We start from the raw sequence: 16,994 nt of genomic DNA, 5'->3' as shown, positions 1-16,994 counted from the left end.
CCTGGTGGCTGATATCGCCACCATTTTTCACTGGCCGCCGTCCGTCACTGACGTTATGCCGCTGACCGAAGTGCTGGAGTGGCGGCATAAAGCGATTCAGAGAAGCGGGGCCAGCGATGAGTGACACTAACCTGCGTTTGCAGGTAATTCTAAATGCGGTTGATAAGCTCACCCGCCCATTCCGATCCGCGCTGGCCAGTTCTAAAGAGCTGGCTACCGCCATTCAGCAAAGCCGCGCAAGATTAAAAGAACTGGACGCCCAGGCGGGCCGCATTGACGGTTTCCGCAAGGCAAGCGCGCAGCTGGCCGTCACCGGCAACAGTCTTAAAGCCGCACGCGAAGAAGCGGCGAAGCTTGCTACGCAGTTCTCTGCCACTAACCGCCCGACGGCGGCGCAGGCACGTCTGCTTGAGCAGGCAAAAAACCGCGTTAACGAGCTGCAGAGCAAATACAACGGTCTGCGTCAGTCTGTGCAGCGTCAGCGTCTTGCGCTCAATGAGGCCGGGCTGGACACCAAAAAGCTGAGTAGTGCGCAGCGGGAGCTGCGGCAGAACGCCGACGAAACCCGGCAGGCTCTGGACCGTCAGCAAAAATCTCTTAAACGTCTGGGCGCGCAACAGGCGCGAATGCATGCTGTCCGCGATCAGTATTCACGGCGACTTGAGATGAGAGATCGTATTGCGGGCGCCGGAGCAACTACCTCTGCAGCCGGGCTGGCTATGGGGGCGCCGGTCATGGCCGCTGTGAAAAGCTATGCCAGCATGGAAGATGCCATGAAAGGGGTGGCAAAGCAGGTGAACGGTCTGCGGGACGACAACGGCAACCGGACAAAACAGTATTACGATATGCAGGAGGCCATCAAGGCCGCCAGTGAGCAGTTACCGATGGAGAATGGCGCTATTGACTATGCCGCGCTGGTTGAAGGTGGCGCGCGTATGGGTGTGACAAATCAGAATGATCCTTACGAAGACCAGAAGCGTGACCTGTTGGCCTTTGCATCCACGGCAGCAAAAGCCGCAACCGCCTTTGAACTGCCCGCTGATGAGCTGGCGGAAGGTCTGGGTAAAATCGCACAGCTGTATAAAGTGCCCACCCGAAATATTGAACAGCTTGGCGATGCCCTGAACTACCTGGACGATAACGCCATGTCAAAGGGTGGCGATATTATCAACGTGCTGCAGCGTATGGGGGGCGTGGCTGACAGGCTTGATTTCCGTAAGGCGGCCGCGCTGGGTTCAACGTTCCTGTCTCTTGGCGCTGCGCCAGAAATTGCAGCCAGTGCATCGAATGCCATGGTGCGCGAACTGTCGATTGCGACCATGCAGAGCAAGCGGTTTATGGAAGGCATGGATCTGCTGAAACTCAATCCAGAAGAGATTGAAAAGCAGATGACAAAGGACGCAATGGGGACCATTCAGCGCGTGCTGGAGAAGGTCAACAAGCTGCCGCAGGATAAACGCCTGTCCGCCATGACGATGATATTCGGCAAGGAGTTTGGCGATGATGCGGCCAAGCTTGCGAACAACCTGCCGGAGCTGCAGCGACAGCTGAAACTCACCTCAGGCACTGCGGCAAACGGCTCCATGCAGAAAGAATCCGATATTAATAAGGACTCACTTTCCGCGCAGTGGTTGCTGGTAAAGACGGGCGCGCAGAACGCGTTCAGTAGCCTGGGTGAAACCCTGCGCCAGCCGCTGATGGATATTATGAGTTACGTGAAAAATGTAACGGGGGCGCTGCGTCGCTGGGTGGAGGAAAACCCTAAGCTGGCTGGCTCATTGCTGAAAGTCATGGCAGCACTGGCGTCGATTACAGGAGTTCTGGGTACGGTCATGCTGGCAGTTTCAGCTGTGCTTGGCCCACTGGCGCTGATGCGCCTGCAGTTTTCTATTCTTGGTATTAAAGGTGGTGGGGCATTTGGGCTTATCACTAAAGCCCTCAGGGGGGTAGGCAGCGGGATATTGTGGCTGGGGCGCCTGATGTTTGCTAACCCCATTCTGGCCGTTATTGGTCTGATAGCCGCGGGTGCGCTTTATATCTGGCAAAACTGGGACACGCTTGGGCCAAAGTTCAAAGCCGTTTGGGATGCGGTTTGCGCGGCCACCACGGCGGCGTGGGAGTGGATTAAACAGGCCGTCAGTAATGCCTGGGAAGCTATTAAATCTCTGTTTTTCAATTACACCTTACCGGGCCTTATAGCCAAAAATTGGGAAGCTATTAAGGCCGGAGTGTCTGAGGCGTGGGCCAGTGTCAGGCAGACGATCAGTGACAAGTGGAACGCCATTCTTTCAGATGTCGGTGCGCTACCAGCTAAATTCCAGGATATGGGCAGCGCCATAATTGACAACATTCTCAATGGTATCAATGCGAAGTGGGAAACGCTCAAGAGCAAGCTGTCATCCGTTACCGATTATCTGCCTGACTGGATGACAGGGAAAAATAAAGCGCCGGGTAATACTCAGGTTCAGGTGGTTGGTGGTGCCGCAGCTGCTTCTGTTCCGTTTGCAGGGCTGTATGACAGCGGTGGTGTTATTCCGCGCGGTCAGTTTGGCATAGTCGGGGAGAATGGCCCGGAGATTGTGAACGGTCCGGCTAATGTAACCAGCAGGCGCCGGACTGCTGCGCTGGCTTCCGTTGTTGCGGGCGTCATGGGTGTGGCAGCGGCTCCTGCTGAAGCCTCGCCGATGCATCCATATAGCCTGCCAGCTAAAGAGTACAAACAAAGCCAGTCAGCAAAATCCGCCAGTGCGCCGCAGGCAATTCGTTATGAAATTAACGCGCCTATTCATATCACCGCTCAGCCGGGGCAGAGCGCACAGGATATTGCCCGCGAAGTGGCGAGGCAGCTTGATGAGCGTGAGCGCAGGGCCAGGGCAAAAGCGCGAAGTAATTTCAGTGATCGAGGGGGGTATGAATCATGATGATGGTGCTGGGGTTGTACGTATTCATGCTGCGCACCGTGCCGTATCAGGAGCTGCAGTATCAGCGCAGCTGGCGTCATGCCACTAACAGCCGGGTAAACCGGCGCCCGTCTACACAGTTTCTTGGGCCAGATAACGATTCGTTGACGCTGTCCGGCGTCCTGCTCCCGGAAATCACCGGCGGCAGGCTGTCATTGCTGGCCCTTGAGCAGATGGCGGAGCTGGGTAAATCGTGGCCTTTGATTGAGGGGAGCGGGACGATTTACGGCATGTTTGTGATCGAGAGCCTGAGTCAGACCAAAACTGAATTTTTTGAAAGCGGGATGCCGCGGCGTATTGAATTCACGCTGACGCTGAAACGGGTGGATGAGTCGCTGTCTGATATGTTCGGCAGCCTCAGCGATCAGCTCAGCAATTTGCAGGACACCGCCACCTCTGCAATAGGGAATATTAAAAATACGGTGGGAGGGTTACTGCAGTGAATTTCACCTCTGATCTCACGAACCTGAACAGTAAAACGCCGGGTTTCAGCGTCATTATTGAAGGCAAGGATGTCACAACCGTACTGGATTCGCGCCTGATGAGTCTGACGCTTACGGATAACAGGGGCTTTGAAGCTGACCAGCTTGATCTGGAGCTGGACGACTCGGACGGGCAAATCGTTCTGCCGCGTCGTGGGGCCATTATTCAGTTTGCGCTGGGGTGGAAAGGTCAGCCGCTTTTTCCGAAAGGGGGATTTACTGTCGATGAGATTGAGCACAGCGGCGCGCCTGACCGTCTCACAATTCGCGCACGTAGCGCAGATTTCCGTGAAACCCTGAACACGCGGCGTGAAAAATCATGGCACCAGACAACGGTGGGTGAAGTGGTGAAGGAAATAGCTGCTAGGCATAAATTAAAGATGGCGCTGGGGCAGGACCTGATGGACAAGCCTGTGGATCATCTTGACCAAACCAACGAGAGCGATGCGAGTTTCCTGATGAAGCTGGCGCGGCAGTATGGTGCGATAGCCTCCGTTAAGGACGGCTATCTGTTGTTTATCCGTCAGGGGCAGGGCAGAACGGCAAGCGGTAAGCCGCTGCCGGTTATCACCATAACCCGCCAGGCCGGTGATGGTCATCGTTTTACCCTGGCTGATCGCGATGCCTATACGGGGGTAATCGCCAGCTGGCTGCATACCCGTGAGCCAAAGAAAAAAGAGACGGCAAAAATTAAGCGCCGTCGAAAGAAAACCACTGCGGCAAAGGAGCCGGAAGCAAAACAGGGAGATTACCTGGTTGGAACGGATGAAAACGTGCTGGTACTCAACAGAACTTATGCAAACCGCAGCAATGCAGAGCGAGCGGCAAAGATGCAGTGGGAGCGCCTGCAGCGCGGGGTAGCAACATTTTCACTGCAGCTCGCAGAGGGAAGGGCTGATCTGTATACCGAAATGACGGTGAAGGTTAGCGGGTTTAAACAGCCCATTGATGATGCCGAATGGACCATTACCACGCTGACGCATAGTGTCAGTGCAGATAATGGTTTCACTACGACTCTGGAGCTTGAAGTTAATATTGATGATCTCGTAATGGAGTAATCGGTTCTCAAAATTGAATAATGATGTATCATTGTTGTGATTTTGGCAAAAGTGGTGGGATAACCGGAATGATGAATTGTCCAGAGTGCGGCCAAGCAGCCCATACAAGAAGCAGTTTTCAGGTATCAGCAACAACCAAAGAACGTTACAACCAGTGCCAAAATATCAACTGCGGTTGTACTTTTGTCACGCATGAAACATTTGTTAGGCATATCATTAAGCCTAATGTGATTTCTTCTGCGCCCCCACATCCGGGAAAGGATGGGCAAGGGCACATGAATTTTTAAAAAAAGAACCCGCTTTGAAAGCGGGTTTTTTGTCGCCAGTCCAAAAGCCTGTCGCCATTTTGCCGCCACTGGAAAAGAAAAAGGGGCTACGTTTTCACGTAACCCCTTGTTTTATTTGGTGGAGCTGGCGGGAGTTGAACCCGCGTCCGAAATTTCTACATCCTCGGTACTACATGCTTAGTTTGTCTTTACATTCGCACGCCAGCTGCGGACAGACACGCCACTAACGAACTAGCCTGATTAGTTTTAACGCTTCAACCCCAGGCAGGGCTTCCACGCGATCTCTTTTGGGTTTGACCTCTCTTTGATCCCCGTCTTAAGAGCGGAAGCTAGGGAGAGAGGGCTCAGAGCAGGTTATTAAGCTGCTAAAGCGTAGTTTTCGTCGTTTGCGACTATTTTTTTGCGGCTTTTAACGAGGCAAACCGCCCCTCGGCATGCACCTTGGGTTTCGCAAATCCCGTCGAATCCAGAATCAGCCCCAATAGTGTTGAATTAAGTATACCAGATTTCACTTCCTGGATACCAGCCCGGAACGCTAACTTATTGAATAGTACAATAAGTGTGCAGAATCAACGTCCTGCGTTTTTCATGATGCGCGCTTTATCAAGTTGCCACTCGCGCTCTTTCAGGTCAGTACGTTTGTCGTGCTGTTTTTTACCTTTTGCGACGCCAACTTTCACTTTACACCAGGCGTTTTTCCAGTACAGCGACAGGGCTACCACGGTGAAACCTTCACGGTTGATGCGTCCGTAGAGGGATTCCAGCTCACGCTTGTTCAGCAGCAATTTACGCGTGCGCGTTGGGTCACACACGTAGTGTGAGGAGGCGACGGTCAGCGGCGTAAAGTTCGCGCCGAACAGGAAGGCTTCGCCATCTTTCAGGATCACGTAGCTATCGCCGATGTTGGCTTTCCCGGCGCGCAGCGATTTTACTTCCCAGCCCTGCAACGCAAGGCCAGCTTCGAATTCTTCTTCAATGAAATACTCGTGGCGAGCACGCTTGTTGAGCGCAATGGTCGCCGAGCCTGGTTTATGTGCTTTTTTCTTCGTCATAAGTGTCGTAAAGCCGTCGGTAATCTGATTTCAAAAAGTCACCTCATTGCGTCCTGTGAGGTCTAACGCGCTATCTTAGCACGAGATGAGGCTTAGCGTTTTTTTAACAGGTGATAAATGTTATTATTTGTCCGTTGTGTGACCATGGGAAATGCTATGCCTCAGATTAGCCGTACTGCGCTCGTGCCTTACAGCGCGGAACAAATGTATCAGTTAGTGAACGACGTTCAGTCTTATCCAGAATTTATTCCGGGGTGCACCGGGAGCCGCGTTCTGGAGTCCGGCCCGACGCAGATGACTGCGGCGGTGGATGTCTCCAAAGCGGGGATCAGCAAGACGTTCACCACCCGCAATACGCTGACCAGCAATCAGAGTATTTTGATGCATCTGGTGGATGGTCCGTTTAAAACCCTGATGGGGGGCTGGAAGTTTACGCCGTTGAGCGCTGACGCCTGTCGCATAGAGTTCCAGCTGGACTTTGAATTTACCAATAAGCTGATTGAGCTGGCGTTTGGCCGCATCTTTAAAGAGCTGGCCTCGAATATGGTTCAGGCGTTCACCACCCGCGCCAAAGAGGTTTACAGTGTCGCATAAGATTGCTGTAGAAGTAGTGTATGCGCTACCGGAGAAGCAGTATCTGCAGCACGTGACGCTGGAAGAGGGGGCAACCGTTGAGGTGGCTATCCGCGCGTCCGGCATCCTCGAACTTCGCAGCGATATCGACCTGGCGAAAAATAAGGTCGGGATTTATAGCCGTCCGGTGAAGCTGGGTGATGTGCTGAAAGAGGGCGACCGGGTGGAGATTTATCGTCCGCTGATTGCCGATCCGAAAGAGCTGCGACGTCAGCGCGCGGAGAAATCGGGTAAGTAGCGTGTTTTCCCCTCACCCTGACCCTCTCCCCAAAGGGGCGAGGGGATAAAAGAAAAACAAAAAAGGTGCTCAATGAGCACCTTTTTGCATTTCTGACTTCTGATTATTTGGTCAGGGCAGGCTTGTTGTCGATGTTGGTCAACACACCGGCGCTGCTGAAGGTCAGCGTCAGGGTCTGCTGGGTCGCATCTTCGTGGCCCGGCTTCTGACGGAATACATAGAACCAGGTGTTAGTGCCGAACGGATCGGACATCATCGGGGTTCCCAGTGCATAAGCGACCTGCTGTTGTGTCATCCCCACACGGATTTTGGACACATCGTTAGGGGTAAGGTAGTTCCCCTGGTTGATGTCAGGACGGTAAACCACTTTCTCCAGAGTGGAACAGCCTGCGGTCAACATCAGAAGAACCGCTGCGGCAGCGGTCAGCATTTTACAACGCATAGTGATTTGATTCCTTTTCGGGCCCGAGCAGAACGCGGCTCATATGTAATATGCCGATGATAATAGACCTTGCCCCACTTTGAAACCGGTCTGGCGGCGTTTTTGTTGTTCTGTATGACCCTGAGATCCCGAAAAAGTTTATGCCGCCAGCAGTTCTTTCGCGTTCGCGAGCGTATTGCGGGTGACTTCGCTGCCGCCGAGCAGGCGAGCAAGCTCCTGCAGACGCGCACGTTTATCCAGCGGCTTCATGTGCGTTTCGGTCATTTCACCGTCGGTTTCTTTGCTGACGATAAAGTGATGATGGCCACAGCCCGCGACCTGCGGCAGGTGGGTGACACACATCACCTGCGTTGATTCGCCTAGCTGGCGCAGCAGTTTGCCCACCACCGCCGCCGTTGGGCCGCTGATGCCGACATCCACTTCATCGAAAATCAGCGCCGGGGTTTCCATTTTACGCGCGGTAATCACCTGAATCGCCAGCGCAATACGCGAAAGTTCACCACCGGAGGCCACTTTGGAGATAGCCTGCAGCGGCTGCCCCGGGTTGGTGGTGACGCGGAACTCGATGCGGTCCGCACCTTCTGCCGTCAGGTGGTTCTCTTCAAAGCGGACATCAATGGTGAAGATACCGTGCGGCATCGCCAGCGTGTGCATGCTGTCGGTGATGTGCTGGCTTAGCTCCTGGGCGTAATGCTGACGGATTTCATGCAGCTTTTGCGCTGTCGCCAGCGCCTGTTCATGATGCAGGTTCACCGCGAGAGAGAGGGTTTCCTGCGAGTCAGCCTGATCGTCAAGCTGCTGCTGTTCTTCCAGCAGAGACTGATAGAATCCTGGCAGCTCTTCCGGCGTGACGTGGTGCTTGCGCGCCAGTGAAATTTGACGGGAAATGCGCTGCTCCAGCTCAAACAGACGGTTCGGGTCGAGATCCAGACGTTCACAGTAGTGGCGCAGTTCGTCACTGGCTTCGGAGATCTGAATGGCCGCTTCTTCCAGCATATCCAGGACGCCAGAAAGCTTGCTGTCCATGCCAACCAGTTCGGTAATGAGCTGGCGGACGTTATACAGCTGGCTTTGCAGGTTCACGTCTTCGCCGTCCGCCAGCAGGTTGAGCGCATTCTGGCTGGTTGAGAGCAGGTGGCCGCTGTTCGCCAGACGTTTGTACTCTTCGTCGATTTGCTCAAACTCACCCGGCTGCGGGTTGAATTCGTTGAGCTCTTTAAGCTGGTACGCCAGCAGCTCCGCACGCGCGGCGCGCTCCTGGCTTTGCTGCTGGTGCTGGGCAAGTTCACGGCAGCTCTGATGCCACTGGCGATAGTGCTCCGCCATAAGCTGAGTAAGCGCGTACTCACCCGCATAGCCATCCAGTAGCGCTTTCTGCTGTTCAGGTTTGACGAGTTGCTGGTGCGCGTGCTGACCGTGGATCTGGATAAGCAGCTGGCCGAGTTCGCGAAGCTGGGAGAGCGGAACCGCCGTACCGTTGATAAAGCCACGTGAACGACCGTCGCTGCTGATCACGCGGCGAAGTAAACACTCACGTCCATCTTCAAGCTGGTTCTGTTCCAGCCAGCGCTGGGCGGCAGGGGTGTCTTTCAGGGAGAAACGGGCGCACAGGTCGGCACGGTTTGCGCCCATGCGCACCATGTCGCCCTCTGCGCGGCCACCAAGGCACAAGCCGAGGGCATCAATGGCAATGGATTTACCTGCACCGGTTTCCCCGGTGATCGCCGTCATGCCGCTGTGGAAATCGATCTCAAGCTCACGAACAATGGCAAAGTTGCTGATGGTCAGTTGTGCCAGCATAATTGTTTTCCTGTATGAAAAACCATAACTGTGTTTTCATACAGTATAAACTGGTTTTTTATACAGTAAAGTACTGGATGCAAAATCAGAACAATTTTTTTGACCAGCCAAGCTTCGAGCTTAATGTGTTGAAATAGCTGTAATCTTTCGGGTGAATCAGATTCAGATGATAATCACACCGACGAATAAGGACATCTTCACCTTCCTGGATCGGCAGCGCTATCTGGCTGTCGCAGCTGATCTCCAGGTCGTTACGGCGGTGCGAGAAGCGCAGACGTATCGTGCTGTCACCGTTGATAACCAGCGGGCGGGCGGAGAGCGTGTGCGGGAACATCGGCACCAGGGTAATGGCATCCAGCGAGGGCGTCAGGATCGGGCCGCCGGCAGAAAGCGAGTAGGCGGTTGAGCCGGTCGGAGTGGAGATAATCAGCCCGTCGGAACGCTGGGAAAAAGCAAAGATTTCGTCGATATAAACTTCGAATTCAATCATGTGCGCCACTTTCCCGGGGTGAAGAACCACCTCGTTAATCGCGGTGCTGATGCGCTTCTGGCAGTCCTGCTGACACACCTGCGCTTCCAGTAAAAAGCGTTTCTCACTGATATAGTGGCCTTCCAGCACGTCGGCCAGCTGCTGCTGCGCATTGTCCGGGTCGAGATCGGTTAAAAAGCCGAGATTGCCACGGTTGATGCCGATGACCTTAATGTCATAACGCGCCAGCGTGCGGGCTGCGCCGAGCATGTTGCCGTCGCCGCCCACCACCACGGCGAGATCGGCCTGTTGACCAATTTCCGCCAGCGTGCCGGTTTTGACGCTCTTCAGCTGCAGCTCCTGCGCAATCTGCTGCTCGACCATCACTTCATAGCCTTTACTACACAACCAGCGATACAACATTTCATGTGTCGTTAGTGCGGTAGGGTGACGCGGATGCCCGACGATCCCAATACACCTGAAATGATTATTCATTTTCTGGAGGTCCTTGTGCCTGATGAATGATGACAATCTGTCTTGTTCCCTTGAATCCCGGAAACTGATCCCCATAATAAGCGAAGTTAGCGAGATGAATGCAGAAAAACGCGGAGAAATTCATGAGTAGTAAAGAACAGAAAACGCCTGAGGGGCAAGCCCCTGAAGAAATTATCACGGAACAGCACGATGAAGTTGAGGCTGTAGAGCCAGACGCATCTGCTGAGCAGGTGGACCCGCGCGATGAAAAAATTGCGAATCTGGAAGCCCAGCTGGTAGAAGCACAGAATCGCGAACGCGATGGTGTTCTGCGCATCAAGGCGGAAATGGAAAACCTGCGTCGTCGTACCGAGCAGGACGTTGAGAAGGCGCATAAATTTGCGCTGGAGAAATTCGTCAACGAACTGCTGCCGGTTATTGATAGCCTCGATCGCGCGCTGGAAGTGGCTGACAAAGCGAATCCGGACAACGCGGCGATGATCGAAGGTATCGAACTGACGCTGAAATCCATGCTCGACGTAGTGCGTAAGTTTGGCGTGGAAGTGATTGCCGATACCAACGTACCGCTGGATCCAAACGTCCACCAGGCGATTGCAATGGTGGAGTCCGAAGAGGTCGAAGCCGGTAAAGTGCTGGGCGTGATGCAGAAAGGTTACACCCTGAACGGCCGTACCATTCGCGCTGCGATGGTGACCGTGGCGAAAGCGAAAGCGTAATTTGCCATTCGTAGTGCCGGGTGGCGGTTTCGCCTTACCCGGCCTACAGCCTTACTCAGCGATACTTTCGCGCAGGGGTTTTACGGGCAGGACTTTCACCTGCTTAATCATATTGTCCTGCACGTCCAGGATATCAATATCGTACTGCTCAATGCGCACCCGCGTGCCCGCCGCCGGGATCTCTTCCAGCGCTTCCAGAATCATCCCGTTAATCGTACGAGCCTCATCTTCCGGTAAATGCCAGTTAAAGGCTTTGTTGAGTTCACGAATGTTCGCGCTACCGTCAATCAGCACCGAGCCGTCGTTTTGCGGGGTAACCTCTTCCGCGAGGGAAGGCGACATTGACGTGGTAAAGTCCCCGACAATCTCTTCCAGAATATCTTCGACCGTCACCAGCCCCTGAATATCGCCGTACTCATTGACTACCAGGCCGACTTTTTTCTTGTTGCGCTGGAATTTCACCAGCTGGGTGCTGAGCGGGGTTCCTTCAGGCACGTAGTAAATCTCGTCGGCGGCGCGCAGCATCACCTCTTTGGTGAACTCTTTTTTCTCGGTCATCAGACGGTAGGCTTCGCGCACGCGCAGCATGCTGATGGCGTCATCCAGCGAGTCGCGATAGAGCACAATGCGCCCGTGCGGGGAGTGCGTCAGCTGGCGGACGATGGCTTTCCAGTCGTCATTAATGTCGATACCGACGATTTCGTTACGCGGCACCATAATGTCGTTGACGCTCACCTTTTCCAGATCCAGCACTGACAGGAGCATGTCCTGATTGCGCCGGGAGATCTGCGAGCGGGATTCATTCACGATGGTGCGCAGCTCCTCTTTGCTGAGCGCGCTGCTGATGGTGACATCGGCTTTGATTCCTACCATCCGCATCAGTACGCGCGTCACCATGTTCAGCAGCCAGACCAGGGGCATCATCAGGATCTGCAGCGGTGCCAGCAGGAAGCTGCTCGGGTAGGCGACTTTCTCCGGGTAAAGCGCGGCGATGGTTTTCGGCAGCACTTCGGCAAACACCAGCACCACGAACGTCAGCACGCCGGTGGCAATCGCCACCCCGGCGTTGCCGTACAGGCGCATCCCAACGATGGTGCCGAGTGCGGAGGCCAGAATGTTGACAAGGTTGTTGCCGATGAGCACCAGGCTTATCAGGCGATCCGGCTTGCGAAGCAGTTTTTCAACGCGACGAGCGGCACGGTTACCCTGTTTAGCACGATGACGTAACCGGTAGCGGTTTAAGGTCATCATGCCGGTTTCCGAGCCGGAGAAATAGGCGGAGATGACCACCATGACGATCAGGATAACGATCAGCGTGGTGGTAGAAATGTGTTCCAGGGGGAACTCCTTTTGTTACTTAGCCAGCAAATTGCTGTATGAAGCGGCTGCCAAAATAGGCAAGGGTGAGAATGCCCGCACCCGCGACGTTGAACCAGACCACGCGACGACCGCGCCAGCCTTCATGATAATGGCCCCATAACAGGACAATATAGACAAACCACGCGATGATGGAGAGCACCGCTTTATCGATATTCTCCACGCTGAACAGGTTCTTCATGTAAAACAGGCCCGTGCAAAGCGTCAGCGTCAGCAGCACCACGCCCACCTGGGTGATGTGGAACATCTTACGCTCAATGACCATCAGCGGCGGCATCTCATGGTTAAACGCCAGCTTTTTGTTTTTCAGCTGGTAGTCAATCCAGGCGAGCTGCATGGCGTAAAGCGCGGCGATGATCAGCGTCGCGTAGGCAAAGAGCGACAGGCCGATATGCACCAGCATCCCCGGCGTCGCCTCCAGATGCGTAATGAATTCATTAGGCATAAAGGTGGCGAGGGCCAGATTGATCAGCGCGAAGGTATAGACAATCGGCAGCAGCAGCCAGCCGCGATTTTTAGACGCGACTATGGTCATTACCGTGCAGATCATCAGGCTGACCAGCGAGCCGACGTTGAGGACGCTCAGGTTTTGCACGCTGCCGTCGCCGGGAATGATGCGTGATTCCAGCGCAAACGCGTGGCTGATCAGTGCGATCACCGCGGAAAGAATAGCCATGCGCCGCCAGCCGCTGTTTTTTTGCAGCAGTCCGGGAACGATCAGCGCGAGGCTGACAGAGTAGGCAACAAGGGCGATCAGTGCGAAAACAGGCATATAGGCATCGACAGTTGTCTTAATAAGAAAGAGAAGCAGTATAACGTTACGTGACGCCTGCTCCAACCGTTGCATAACAACAAAGGCGCCTTCATGTTATACTCCGGCAAAATTCTGTGTATGTGTCGCCCATGGCGGCCCAACGTTTCTACTCAGGCGAGAGACAATGTTTGATAATTTAACCGATCGTTTGTCGCGCACGCTGCGCAACATCAGCGGCCGCGGACGCCTTACTGAAGAGAACATCAAGGAAACGCTGCGCGAAGTGCGCATGGCGCTGCTGGAAGCAGACGTCGCGTTGCCGGTTGTTCGTGATTTTATCAACCGCGTAAAAGAGAAAGCGGTTGGTCATGAAGTTAACAAGAGCCTGACCCCAGGTCAGGAGTTCGTCAAAATCGTTCGTAATGAACTGGTTTCGGCGATGGGCGAAGAGAACCAGGTGCTTAACCTGGCGGCTCAGCCGCCGGCCGTGGTGCTGATGGCGGGCCTGCAGGGTGCGGGTAAAACGACCAGCGTCGGTAAGCTGGGTAAATTCCTGCGTGAAAAGCACAAGAAGAAAGTGCTGGTGGTTTCTGCGGACGTCTATCGCCCGGCAGCGATCAAACAGCTGGAAACCCTGGCCGAACAGGTCGGCGTAGATTTCTTCCCGTCCGACGTGGCGCAGAAGCCTGTCGACATCGTTAACGCGGCGCTGAAAGAAGCGAAGCTGAAATTCTACGACGTGCTGCTGGTGGATACCGCCGGTCGTCTACACGTTGACGAAGCGATGATGGACGAGATCAAGCAGGTACATGCCTCTATCAACCCGGTAGAGACCCTGTTCGTTGTCGATGCCATGACCGGTCAGGATGCGGCGAATACCGCGAAAGCGTTTAACGAAGCGCTGCCGCTAACCGGCGTGGTGCTGACCAAAGTGGACGGTGACGCCCGCGGCGGTGCGGCGCTCTCCATTCGTCACATCACCGGTAAGCCGATTAAATTCCTCGGCGTGGGCGAGAAAACTGAAGCGCTCGAGCCGTTCCACCCGGATCGTATTGCCTCCCGTATCCTCGGCATGGGCGACGTGCTGTCGCTGATCGAAGATATCGAGAGCAAGGTTGACCGCGCGCAGGCCGAGAAGCTTGCCAGCAAGCTGAAAAAAGGCGACGGTTTCGATCTCACCGATTTCCTTGAGCAGCTGCGTCAGATGAAAAACATGGGCGGCATGGCCAGCCTGATGGGCAAACTGCCGGGCATGGGCCAGATCCCTGACAACGTGAAAGCGCAGATGGATGACAAGGTGCTGGTGCGTATGGAGGCGATCATCAACTCGATGACCCTCAAAGAGCGCGCTAACCCGGATATCATCAAAGGTTCCCGTAAACGCCGTATCGCAGCCGGTTGCGGCATGCAGGTGCAGGACGTTAACCGCCTTCTTAAACAGTTCGACGACATGCAGCGAATGATGAAGAAAATGAAGAAAGGCGGCATGGCGAAGATGATGCGCGGCATGAAAGGCATGATGCCACCCGGTTTTCCAGGGCGTTAATCGCTTTTGAGATTGCTTTTTGCCCGAAAATGAGTAAAATTTTCGGGCTTTTAATATGACACCCGGGCTCCGTTCCTCGATGGGGCCCGGTTGTTTTATTCACACAAGAGGATGTTATGGTAACTATTCGTTTAGCTCGTCACGGCGCTAAAAAGCGTCCGTTCTACCAGGTTGTTGTAACTGACAGCCGTAATGCACGCAACGGTCGCTTCATCGAGCGCGTTGGTTTCTTCAACCCACTGGCCGCTGGCGCAGAAGAAGAAACTCGTCTGGATCTGGATCGTATCGCTCACTGGGTTGGCCAGGGCGCTACTGTTTCCGATCGCGTTGCTACGCTGATCAAAGCAGCAAATAAAGCAGCTTAATCTGTCACGGTGGTCATGATGAGCAATAAAGCACCTGTTGAACCGATCGTATTGGGAAAAATGGGTTCTTGCTACGGTATCCGTGGTTGGCTCAGAGTGTTTTCCTCCACTGAAGACGCTGATAGCATTTTTGATTACCAGCCCTGGTTTATCCAGAAAGGCGGTAAGTGGGAAGAGGTCGAGCTGGAAAGCTGGCGTCACCACAATCAGGACATCATCATCAAGCTGAAAGGCGTTGACGATCGTGATGCCGCGAATGCGCTGACTAATTGTGAAATTGTCGTGGATTCGTCGCAGTTGCCACAGCTGGAAGAGGGCGACTACTACTGGAAAGACCTTATGGGTTGCCAGGTAGTCACTACCGAAGGCTACAGCCTGGGGAAAGTCATCGATATGATGGAAACCGGGTCAAATGACGTTCTCGTCATTAAGGCAAACCTGAAAGATGCATTTGGCATCAAGGAGCGGTTGGTTCCGTTCCTCGATGGACAGGTTATCAAGAAAGTCGATCTCACTACTCAAACCATTGAAGTAGATTGGGATCCTGGTTTTTAAATTCTCCGGATAAACGGTAAAAGACGGCGCTATGTGGATTGGCATAATTAGCCTGTTTCCTGAAATGTTCCGCGCGATTACCGATTACGGGGTAACTGGCCGGGCAGTAAAGAATGGCCTGCTGAGCATCCAGAGCTGGAGTCCTCGTGACTTTACTCATGACCGGCACCGTACCGTGGACGATCGTCCTTACGGCGGCGGACCGGGGATGCTAATGATGGTGCAACCCTTACGGGACGCCATTCACACAGCAAAAGCCGCGGCAGGTGAAGGCGCAAAGGTGATTTATCTGTCACCTCAGGGACGCAAGCTTGATCAAGCGGGCGTGAGCGAACTGGCGACGAATCAAAAGCTGATTCTGGTCTGTGGGCGCTACGAAGGGATAGATGAGCGCGTAATTCAAACCGAGATTGACGAAGAATGGTCTATCGGCGATTACGTTCTCAGCGGTGGTGAGTTACCCGCAATGACGCTGATTGACTCCGTCGCCCGGTTCATTCCGGGAGTTCTGGGCCATGAAGCTTCGGCAACGGAAGATTCCTTTGCCGATGGGTTGCTGGACTGTCCACACTATACTCGTCCTGAAGTGTTAGAAGGGATGGAAGTACCGGCAGTGTTACTGTCTGGAAACCATGCCGAGATACGTCGCTGGCGTTTGAAGCAGTCGCTGGGCCGAACCTGGCTTAGAAGACCTGAACTTCTGGAAAACCTGGCTCTGACTGAAGAGCAAGCAAAGTTGCTGGCCGAGTTCAAAACTGAACACGTGCACCAGCAGCATGAACATGATGGGAATGCGTAATACGCTCCCGAATATCAGTTTACCCAGGATAAGAGATTAAATTATGAGCAACATTATTAAGCAACTTGAACAAGAGCAGATGAAGCAGGACGTACCTTCCTTCCGTCCAGGTGACACCGTGGAAGTGAAAGTATGGGTTGTTGAAGGTTCCAAAAAACGTCTGCAGGCATTCGAGGGCGTGGTTATCGCTATTCGTAACCGCGGTCTGCACTCTGCATTCACTGTTCGTAAAATTTCCAACGGCGAAGGCGTTGAGCGTGTCTTCCAGACTCACTCTCCGGTAGTTGACAGCATTGCTGTTAAACGTCGTGGTGCTGTACGTAAAGCTAAACTGTACTACCTGCGTGAGCGTACTGGTAAGTCTGCTCGTATTAAAGAGCGTCTGAACTAAGATTCGCTTAAGCGACATCCTGTTAGAAAGGGCTGGCCGAAAGGCTGGCCCTTTTTTTATCCCTGCGCATTTCTCACGTTAACCCTTTTGTCATAAATCATTTACAATGCTTGCCTCTTGAAAGGAGGAGAAGTGGATAACGTACTGCATCAGCCTGGCCGGAAACGCGCAGCGGCATTGACCGCGCTGTTTGCGATCCTGCTGATCGTGGTGGCGCCGCTTATCTCCGTCTCCTTGCAGAAAGATCCCATGAGCGCGATGCCGGGCATGCATCATGACATGAGCATGATGTCGATGGACGAGCATCAGGGCGATATGCCGCATACGATGCCTGTCGACCATGCGGAAGCGTGCGGCTACTGCGTGCTGTTAGCGCATGTCCCTGGCGTGATGCTGGCGCTGATCGTCCTGCTCAGCGCGGTATTACAGAGGCTTCGCATTAAGCCGCCGCGCCAGGCGGTTAGCCACTGGCACTTTTTCCCCTGGCTTTACCCTGATACCCGCGCGCCGCCGCGGCAGTCTGCTTTTTCCCTTTAAAACTAAATCGATAACTTTTTGCCTTAAAAAGGAAAAGT

20 protein-coding genes and 1 other RNA gene are annotated in these 16,994 nt (G+C 54.0%); 14 read left to right on the top strand and 7 right to left on the bottom strand.

The features are described from left to right. Positions 1-4 precede the first annotated feature (4 nt). The 5 genes from USF70_RS21070 (at position 5) to USF70_RS21050 (ending at position 4,787) form a co-directional block, all read left to right on the top strand. A complete protein-coding gene (locus tag USF70_RS21070; RefSeq protein ID WP_007848878.1) occupies positions 5-124 on the top strand; it encodes a GpE family phage tail protein in 120 nt (39 codons plus the stop codon). Further along, entirely contained in the window at positions 117-2,921 is a 2,805-nt protein-coding gene (locus USF70_RS21065; protein ID WP_320735978.1) for a phage tail tape measure protein, read from the top strand. Before USF70_RS21070 ends, USF70_RS21065 begins: the two co-directional genes overlap by 8 nt. After that, positions 2,918-3,403 carry a phage tail protein gene (locus USF70_RS21060; protein ID WP_047059311.1) on the top strand — a complete coding sequence of 162 codons (486 nt, stop codon included), beginning with the start codon at positions 2,918-2,920 and terminating at the stop codon, positions 3,401-3,403. The genes USF70_RS21065 and USF70_RS21060 overlap by 4 nt, the downstream gene beginning before the upstream one ends. Then, positions 3,400-4,500, top strand: a complete 1,101-nt coding sequence (locus USF70_RS21055) for a phage late control D family protein (RefSeq protein ID WP_320735977.1) — start codon at positions 3,400-3,402, stop codon at positions 4,498-4,500. Before USF70_RS21060 ends, USF70_RS21055 begins: the two co-directional genes overlap by 4 nt. A gap of 68 nt (positions 4,501-4,568) precedes the next feature. Then, positions 4,569-4,787 (top strand): ogr/Delta-like zinc finger family protein, encoded by a 219-nt coding sequence (locus tag USF70_RS21050; protein ID WP_045334934.1) that lies wholly within the window; start codon positions 4,569-4,571, stop codon positions 4,785-4,787. A 116-nt stretch (positions 4,788-4,903) separates the two neighbouring features. Here the strand turns inward: USF70_RS21050 and ssrA are convergent. Both ssrA and smpB read right to left on the bottom strand, forming a co-directional pair. Beyond that, positions 4,904-5,267: a transfer-messenger RNA gene (ssrA, locus tag USF70_RS21045) on the bottom strand. Positions 5,268-5,356: 89 nt separating this feature from the next. After that, on the bottom strand, positions 5,357-5,839 hold the full coding sequence (gene smpB, locus USF70_RS21040) for an SsrA-binding protein SmpB (protein WP_008502505.1): 483 nt from the start codon (positions 5,837-5,839) through the stop codon (positions 5,357-5,359). Between the two features lie 156 nt (positions 5,840-5,995). On the opposite strand from smpB, the gene USF70_RS21035 reads away from it, so the two are divergent. Beyond that, positions 5,996-6,433, top strand: a complete 438-nt coding sequence (locus USF70_RS21035) for a type II toxin-antitoxin system RatA family toxin (RefSeq protein WP_024908332.1) — start codon at positions 5,996-5,998, stop codon at positions 6,431-6,433. Next, entirely contained in the window at positions 6,423-6,710 is a 288-nt protein-coding gene (locus USF70_RS21030; RefSeq protein ID WP_048979774.1) for an RnfH family protein, read from the top strand. The genes USF70_RS21035 and USF70_RS21030 overlap by 11 nt, the downstream gene beginning before the upstream one ends. A 103-nt stretch (positions 6,711-6,813) precedes the next feature. Here USF70_RS21030 and bamE read toward each other — a convergent pair whose 3' ends face one another. The 3 genes from bamE to nadK form a co-directional block, all read right to left on the bottom strand. Then, positions 6,814-7,152 (bottom strand): outer membrane protein assembly factor BamE, encoded by a 339-nt coding sequence (gene bamE / locus USF70_RS21025; protein WP_008502502.1) that lies wholly within the window; start codon positions 7,150-7,152, stop codon positions 6,814-6,816. A 138-nt stretch (positions 7,153-7,290) separates the two neighbouring features. After that, on the bottom strand, positions 7,291-8,952 hold the full coding sequence (gene recN / locus USF70_RS21020) for a DNA repair protein RecN (RefSeq protein WP_033146256.1): 1,662 nt from the start codon (positions 8,950-8,952) through the stop codon (positions 7,291-7,293). An 85-nt stretch (positions 8,953-9,037) separates the two neighbouring features. Beyond that, on the bottom strand, positions 9,038-9,916 hold the full coding sequence (gene nadK, locus USF70_RS21015; RefSeq protein ID WP_008502500.1) for an NAD(+) kinase: 879 nt from the start codon (positions 9,914-9,916) through the stop codon (positions 9,038-9,040). Between the two features lie 122 nt (positions 9,917-10,038). Here nadK and grpE point away from each other — a divergent pair, with 122 nt between their 5' ends. Then, a complete protein-coding gene (gene grpE, locus USF70_RS21010; RefSeq protein WP_023333122.1) occupies positions 10,039-10,632 on the top strand; it encodes a nucleotide exchange factor GrpE in 594 nt (197 codons plus the stop codon). 51 nt (positions 10,633-10,683) lie between these two features. Here grpE and USF70_RS21005 read toward each other — a convergent pair whose 3' ends face one another. Both USF70_RS21005 and USF70_RS21000 read right to left on the bottom strand, forming a co-directional pair. Continuing rightward, complete coding sequence (locus USF70_RS21005) at positions 10,684-11,970, bottom strand: HlyC/CorC family transporter (protein WP_025759264.1); 1,287 nt, start codon at positions 11,968-11,970, stop codon at positions 10,684-10,686. A 19-nt stretch (positions 11,971-11,989) separates the two neighbouring features. Continuing rightward, positions 11,990-12,781 (bottom strand): inner membrane protein YpjD, encoded by a 792-nt coding sequence (locus USF70_RS21000; RefSeq protein ID WP_014884879.1) that lies wholly within the window; start codon positions 12,779-12,781, stop codon positions 11,990-11,992. Positions 12,782-12,947: 166 nt separating this feature from the next. Between USF70_RS21000 and ffh the strand changes: the two genes are divergently transcribed. The 6 genes from ffh (at position 12,948) to USF70_RS20970 (ending at position 16,956) form a co-directional block, all read left to right on the top strand. Next, the gene (gene ffh, locus USF70_RS20995; RefSeq protein WP_014884878.1) at positions 12,948-14,309 is read left to right on the top strand and encodes a signal recognition particle protein; all 1,362 of its coding nucleotides are present in this window, start codon (positions 12,948-12,950) and stop codon (positions 14,307-14,309) included. Between the two features lie 116 nt (positions 14,310-14,425). Continuing rightward, positions 14,426-14,674 (top strand): 30S ribosomal protein S16, encoded by a 249-nt coding sequence (gene rpsP, locus USF70_RS20990; RefSeq protein ID WP_003863133.1) that lies wholly within the window; start codon positions 14,426-14,428, stop codon positions 14,672-14,674. Between the two features lie 15 nt (positions 14,675-14,689). Next, positions 14,690-15,229, top strand: a complete 540-nt coding sequence (gene rimM, locus USF70_RS20985; RefSeq protein WP_029741020.1) for a ribosome maturation factor RimM — start codon at positions 14,690-14,692, stop codon at positions 15,227-15,229. A gap of 31 nt (positions 15,230-15,260) precedes the next feature. Beyond that, on the top strand, positions 15,261-16,028 hold the full coding sequence (gene trmD, locus USF70_RS20980) for a tRNA (guanosine(37)-N1)-methyltransferase TrmD (protein WP_015571574.1): 768 nt from the start codon (positions 15,261-15,263) through the stop codon (positions 16,026-16,028). Between the two features lie 43 nt (positions 16,029-16,071). Continuing rightward, positions 16,072-16,419 carry a 50S ribosomal protein L19 gene (gene rplS / locus USF70_RS20975; RefSeq protein WP_002914145.1) on the top strand — a complete coding sequence of 116 codons (348 nt, stop codon included), beginning with the start codon at positions 16,072-16,074 and terminating at the stop codon, positions 16,417-16,419. 132 nt (positions 16,420-16,551) lie between these two features. Beyond that, entirely contained in the window at positions 16,552-16,956 is a 405-nt protein-coding gene (locus USF70_RS20970) for a DUF2946 domain-containing protein (protein ID WP_058841144.1), read from the top strand. The last annotated feature ends 38 nt before the right edge of the window (positions 16,957-16,994 follow it).

This window comes from Enterobacter sp. 237C8, from assembly GCF_034106865.1.
Classification (GTDB): Bacteria; Pseudomonadota; Gammaproteobacteria; order Enterobacterales; family Enterobacteriaceae; genus Enterobacter; species Enterobacter asburiae_B.
The sequence above is the reverse complement of the archived record's forward strand: the minus strand, read 5'-3'. Positions and strand labels throughout refer to the sequence as shown.

What these genes read in the sequence shown, in the direction of transcription:
- USF70_RS21065 (WP_320735978.1), top strand. Translation starts at nt 117, where the DNA reads ATGAGTGACACTAACCTGCGTTTGCAGGTAATTCTAAATGCGGTTGAT.
- USF70_RS21060 (WP_047059311.1), top strand. Translation starts at nt 2,918, where the DNA reads ATGATGATGGTGCTGGGGTTGTACGTATTCATGCTGCGCACCGTGCCG.
- USF70_RS21050 (WP_045334934.1), top strand. Translation starts at nt 4,569, where the DNA reads ATGATGAATTGTCCAGAGTGCGGCCAAGCAGCCCATACAAGAAGCAGT.
- smpB (WP_008502505.1), bottom strand. Translation starts at nt 5,839, where the DNA reads ATGACGAAGAAAAAAGCACATAAACCAGGCTCGGCGACCATTGCGCTC.
- USF70_RS21035 (WP_024908332.1), top strand. Translation starts at nt 5,996, where the DNA reads ATGCCTCAGATTAGCCGTACTGCGCTCGTGCCTTACAGCGCGGAACAA.
- bamE (WP_008502502.1), bottom strand. Translation starts at nt 7,152, where the DNA reads ATGCGTTGTAAAATGCTGACCGCTGCCGCAGCGGTTCTTCTGATGTTG.
- recN (WP_033146256.1), bottom strand. Translation starts at nt 8,952, where the DNA reads ATGCTGGCACAACTGACCATCAGCAACTTTGCCATTGTTCGTGAGCTT.
- nadK (WP_008502500.1), bottom strand. Translation starts at nt 9,916, where the DNA reads ATGAATAATCATTTCAGGTGTATTGGGATCGTCGGGCATCCGCGTCAC.
- grpE (WP_023333122.1), top strand. Translation starts at nt 10,039, where the DNA reads ATGAGTAGTAAAGAACAGAAAACGCCTGAGGGGCAAGCCCCTGAAGAA.
- USF70_RS21000 (WP_014884879.1), bottom strand. Translation starts at nt 12,781, where the DNA reads ATGCCTGTTTTCGCACTGATCGCCCTTGTTGCCTACTCTGTCAGCCTC.
- ffh (WP_014884878.1), top strand. Translation starts at nt 12,948, where the DNA reads ATGTTTGATAATTTAACCGATCGTTTGTCGCGCACGCTGCGCAACATC.
- rpsP (WP_003863133.1), top strand. Translation starts at nt 14,426, where the DNA reads ATGGTAACTATTCGTTTAGCTCGTCACGGCGCTAAAAAGCGTCCGTTC.
- rimM (WP_029741020.1), top strand. Translation starts at nt 14,690, where the DNA reads ATGATGAGCAATAAAGCACCTGTTGAACCGATCGTATTGGGAAAAATG.
- trmD (WP_015571574.1), top strand. Translation starts at nt 15,261, where the DNA reads ATGTGGATTGGCATAATTAGCCTGTTTCCTGAAATGTTCCGCGCGATT.
- rplS (WP_002914145.1), top strand. Translation starts at nt 16,072, where the DNA reads ATGAGCAACATTATTAAGCAACTTGAACAAGAGCAGATGAAGCAGGAC.